The sequence below is a fragment of the Flavobacterium sp. XGLA_31 genome (assembly GCF_051547105.1).
Classification (GTDB): domain Bacteria; phylum Bacteroidota; class Bacteroidia; order Flavobacteriales; family Flavobacteriaceae; genus Flavobacterium.
In genome coordinates this window covers 1-5,428 of record NZ_JBPTTM010000012.1, presented here as the reverse complement: position 1 = coordinate 5,428, position 5,428 = coordinate 1, and the positions used below count along the sequence as shown (strand labels likewise).

At 47.5% G+C, this 5,428-nt stretch carries 2 tRNA genes and 3 rRNA genes; all 5 read left to right on the top strand.

The features are described from left to right. The first annotated feature begins 313 nt into the window (after positions 1 to 313). Positions 314 to 1,827, top strand: a 16S ribosomal RNA gene (locus tag ACSVH6_RS13525). Between the two features lie 88 nt (positions 1,828 to 1,915). Then, a tRNA-Ile gene (locus ACSVH6_RS13520) sits at positions 1,916 to 1,989 on the top strand. Positions 1,990 to 2,076: 87 nt separating this feature from the next. Beyond that, positions 2,077 to 2,150 (top strand) — tRNA-Ala (locus ACSVH6_RS13515). 170 nt (positions 2,151 to 2,320) lie between these two features. Next, positions 2,321 to 5,200 (top strand): 23S ribosomal RNA (locus ACSVH6_RS13510). Between the two features lie 114 nt (positions 5,201 to 5,314). After that, positions 5,315 to 5,424 (top strand): 5S ribosomal RNA (gene rrf / locus ACSVH6_RS13505). Together the 16S, 23S and 5S rRNA genes with 2 tRNA genes alongside form the textbook arrangement of a ribosomal RNA operon. Positions 5,425 to 5,428: the final 4 nt, after the last annotated feature.

Genomic DNA, 5,428 nt, shown 5'->3' with positions numbered 1-5,428 from the left:
GGAAGAAATTAGTTTTTATATTTGCACCCCGCAAGAGAGGGATTGTTCTTAGAAAAACTGAAAAACGAGTAATTTGAAATAAATTCAAAAATAATTTCAAAAACACTTGTTAGTTTAAAAAAGATGCTTACTTTTGCACCCGCTAACCGAAAGAGAGGCGAAAAACAAAGAAGAAAACGTTCATAGACATATTGAATTGACAGCCGTCTTAAAAGAGATTTTAAGACAAATAAAAAAGAGAGTAAGAGAATCTGTAAGATTTGAAAAAGCCTAGCCTTTGTCTATAAAAATTGCTCGTAAGAGCGCACAATATACGATGAAGAGTTTGATCCTGGCTCAGGATGAACGCTAGCGGCAGGCCTAACACATGCAAGTCGAGGGGTAGAACACTTCGGTGTTTGAGACCGGCGCACGGGTGCGTAACGCGTATGCAACCTACCTTTTACAGGGGAATAGCCCAGAGAAATTTGGATTAATGCCCCATGGTATATTTAGATGGCATCATCTGATTATTAAAGTTCCAACGGTAAAAGATGGGCATGCGTCCTATTAGCTAGATGGTAAGGTAACGGCTTACCATGGCAACGATAGGTAGGGGTCCTGAGAGGGAGATCCCCCACACTGGTACTGAGACACGGACCAGACTCCTACGGGAGGCAGCAGTGAGGAATATTGGACAATGGGCGCAAGCCTGATCCAGCCATGCCGCGTGCAGGAAGAAGCATCTATGGTGTGTAAACTGCTTTTGTACGGGAAGAAACACTCCTACGTGTAGGAGCTTGACGGTACCGTAAGAATAAGGATCGGCTAACTCCGTGCCAGCAGCCGCGGTAATACGGAGGATCCAAGCGTTATCCGGAATCATTGGGTTTAAAGGGTCCGTAGGCGGTTTGATAAGTCAGTGGTGAAAGCCCATCGCTCAACGATGGAACGGCCATTGATACTGTCAGACTTGAATTACTGGGAAGTAACTAGAATATGTAGTGTAGCGGTGAAATGCTTAGATATTACATGGAATACCAATTGCGAAGGCAGGTTACTACCAGTGGATTGACGCTGATGGACGAAAGCGTGGGGAGCGAACAGGATTAGATACCCTGGTAGTCCACGCCGTAAACGATGGATACTAGCTGTTGGAAGCAATTTCAGTGGCTAAGCGAAAGTGATAAGTATCCCACCTGGGGAGTACGTTCGCAAGAATGAAACTCAAAGGAATTGACGGGGGCCCGCACAAGCGGTGGAGCATGTGGTTTAATTCGATGATACGCGAGGAACCTTACCAAGGCTTAAATGTAGATTGACAGGACTGGAAACAGTTTTTTCTTCGGACAATTTACAAGGTGCTGCATGGTTGTCGTCAGCTCGTGCCGTGAGGTGTCAGGTTAAGTCCTATAACGAGCGCAACCCCTGTTGTTAGTTGCCAGCGAGTCAAGTCGGGAACTCTAACAAGACTGCCAGTGTAAACTGTGAGGAAGGTGGGGATGACGTCAAATCATCACGGCCCTTACGCCTTGGGCTACACACGTGCTACAATGGACGGTACAGAGAGCAGCCACTACGTGAGTAGGAGCGAATCTATAAAACCGTTCTCAGTTCGGATCGGAGTCTGCAACTCGACTCCGTGAAGCTGGAATCGCTAGTAATCGGATATCAGCCATGATCCGGTGAATACGTTCCCGGGCCTTGTACACACCGCCCGTCAAGCCATGGAAGCTGGGGGTACCTGAAGTCGGTGACCGTAAGGAGCTGCCTAGGGTAAAACTAGTAACTGGGGCTAAGTCGTAACAAGGTAGCCGTACCGGAAGGTGCGGCTGGAACACCTCCTTTCTAGAGACGATAAGAGGATAGGATATTAAGATTGAAGGAATTTTTTACTCTCGCTGTTAATTCAAATAATAAATTAAGCAAAAAACAGAGTCTCGTAGCTCAGCTGGTTAGAGTACTACACTGATAATGTAGGGGTCGGCAGTTCGAGTCTGCCCGGGACTACTGAAATGCTTAAGAGGAAATTCTGGAGGTTGAGTAACCGTTTGAAGTACTGTTAACTTAGAACTGTTAACTGTCCACTGGAAAAACGGGGGATTAGCTCAGCTGGCTAGAGCGCCTGCCTTGCACGCAGGAGGTCATCGGTTCGACTCCGATATTCTCCACAAATTGATTTGAAAATGAATCGATTTGAGAATTTGAAAATGATTGTCATCTTCAAATTAACGAATCTTCAAATTTTCAAATTAGTAAAGTTCATTGACATATTGAGATAAGAAAATAATAACAAAGTAGAAAGAACACGCTCTGTACAGTAATGTACAGTGCAAAAGTACAATAAGCAAAATAAGGGCGTATGGGGGATGCCTAGGCTCTCAGAGGCGAAGAAGGACGTGATAAGCTGCGAAAAGCTACGGGGATCGGCACACACGATTTGATCCGTAGATATCCGAATGGGGCAACCCGGCATGTTGAAGACATGTCACACCGATAGGTGAGCAAACCCGCTGAACTGAAACATCTAAGTAGGCGGAGGAGAAGAAAACAAAAGTGATTCCGTAAGTAGTGGCGAGCGAACGCGGATTAGCCCAAACCATAAATGTTACGGCATGTATGGGGTTGTAGGACCACGATATTTCTTGCGGATTGAACTGGAACTACCTGGAAAGGTAGACGATACAGGGTGATAGTCCCGTACAGGTAAGAGAAGATAAGGATAGTGGTATCCTGAGTAGGGCGGGGCACGTGAAACCCTGTCTGAATTTGGCGGGACCATCCGCTAAGGCTAAATACTCCTGAGAGACCGATAGTGAACCAGTACCGTGAGGGAAAGGTGAAAAGAACCGTGAATAACGGAGTGAAATAGATCCTGAAACCATACGCTTACAAGCGGTCGGAGCCCTTTAGTGGGGTGACGGCGTGCCTTTTGCATAATGAGCCTACGAGTTACCGTTGCTGGCAAGGATAAGCAGTTAAGCTGTGGATCCGTAGCGAAAGCGAGTCTGAATAGGGCGCTATAGTCAGTAGTGGTAGACGCGAAACCGTGTGATCTACCCATGGGCAGGATGAAGCTGTGGTAACACATAGTGGAGGTCCGAACCGGTTGACGTTGAAAAGTCTTCGGATGACCTGTGGGTAGGGGTGAAAGGCCAATCAAACTCGGAAATAGCTCGTACTCCCCGAAATGCATTTAGGTGCAGCGCTGGTTATAAGTTATATAGAGGTAGAGCTACTGATTGGATGCGGGGGCTTCACCGCCTACCAATTCCTGACAAACTCCGAATGCTATATAATGTTTACCAGCAGTGAGGGCATGGGTGCTAAGGTCCATGTCCGAGAGGGAAAGAACCCAGACCATCAGCTAAGGTCCCCAAATGTATGCTAAGTTGAAAAAACGAGGTTTGTCTGCCCAGACAGCTAGGATGTTGGCTTGGAAGCAGCCATTCATTTAAAGAGTGCGTAACAGCTCACTAGTCGAGCGGACGAGCATGGATAATAATCGGGCATAAGTATACTACCGAAGCTATGGATTTACGCATTTGCGTAAGTGGTAGGGGAGCATTCTAACAGGGTTGAAGGTGTATCGTAAGGTATGCTGGACCGGTTAGAAAAGAAAATGTAGGCATAAGTAACGATAATGCGGGCGAGAAACCCGCACACCGAAAGACTAAGGTTTCCTCAGCTATGCTAATCAGCTGAGGGTTAGTCGGGTCCTAAGGCGCACCCGAAAGGGGAAGTCGATGGCCAACGGGTTAATATTCCCGTACTACTGTTAATTGTGATGGGGTGACGGAGTGATGAAAGTACCGCGAACTGACGGAATAGTTCGTTAAAGCACCTACCTATAAGCTGCGCAGGCAAATCCACGCGGCTTGGGGAAATGCGATAGTACACGGAGTCTTCGGACAAAGTGATAGTGTACCTAAGGGCTTCCAAGAAAAACCTCTAAACTTAGATTAACAGTACCCGTACCGTAAACCGACACAGGTAGTCGAGGAGAGAATCCTAAGGTGCTCGAGAGATTCATGGCTAAGGAATTAGGCAAAATAGACCTGTAACTTCGGGAGAAAGGTCGCCAGCGCAAGCTGGCCGCAGTGAAAAGGTCCAGGCGACTGTTTATCAAAAACACAGGGCTCTGCAAAATCGTAAGATGAGGTATAGGGCCTGACACCTGCCCGGTGCTGGAAGGTTAAGAGGAGATGTTATCTTCGGAGAAGCATTGAATTGAAGCCCCAGTAAACGGCGGCCGTAACTATAACGGTCCTAAGGTAGCGAAATTCCTTGTCGGGTAAGTTCCGACCTGCACGAATGGTGTAACGATCTGGACACTGTCTCAGCCATGAGCTCGGTGAAATTGTAGTATCGGTGAAGATGCCGATTACCCGCAGTGGGACGAAAAGACCCTGTGCACCTTTACTATAGCTTAGTATTGGTCTTGGATAAGTGATGTGTAGGATAGGTGGGAGACTGTGAAATGGCGTCGCCAGGCGTTGTGGAGTCATTGTTGAAATACCACCCTTTGCTTATCTGAGGTCTAACTCTGGAATCCAGAGGACATTGCTTGGTGGGTAGTTTGACTGGGGTGGTCGCCTCCAAAAGAGTAACGGAGGCTTCTAAAGGTTCCCTCAGCACGCTTGGTAACCGTGCGTAGAGTGCAATGGCATAAGGGAGCTTGACTGAGAGACATACAGGTCGATCAGGTACGAAAGTAGAGCATAGTGATCCGGTGGTTCCGCATGGAAGGGCCATCGCTCAAAGGATAAAAGGTACGCCGGGGATAACAGGCTGATCTCCCCCAAGAGCTCATATCGACGGGGGGGTTTGGCACCTCGATGTCGGCTCGTCACATCCTGGGGCTGGAGAAGGTCCCAAGGGTTGGGCTGTTCGCCCATTAAAGTGGCACGCGAGCTGGGTTCAGAACGTCGTGAGACAGTTCGGTCTCTATCTACTGTGGGCGTTAGAAATTTGAGTGGATCTGATTCTAGTACGAGAGGACCGAATTGGACAAACCTCTGGTGTATCTGTTGTTCCGCCAGGAGCACCGCAGAGTAGCTACGTTTGGAAGGGATAAGCGCTGAAAGCATATAAGCGCGAAACCCACCACAAGATGAGATTTCTTTTAAGGGTCGTGGAAGATGACCACGTTGATAGGCTATAGATGTAAAGGCAGTAATGTCATAGTCGAGTAGTACTAATAACCCGTAAGCTTATGTACGTCGCTTGCTCCCCGAAAGGGGAGCGGCAATCTTTCCAAAAATTATTTTTTATCTCAGTATGTTAAGATATTGTGCATTGTTGATGTAAAACGCATCACCCTTGCAAACCAGCTTAAGGTGGTTATTGCGTCGGGGCTCACCTCTTCCCATCTCGAACAGAGAAGTTAAGCCCGACTGCGCAGATGGTACTGCAGTTATGTGGGAGAGTATGTCGCCGCCTTTTTTTT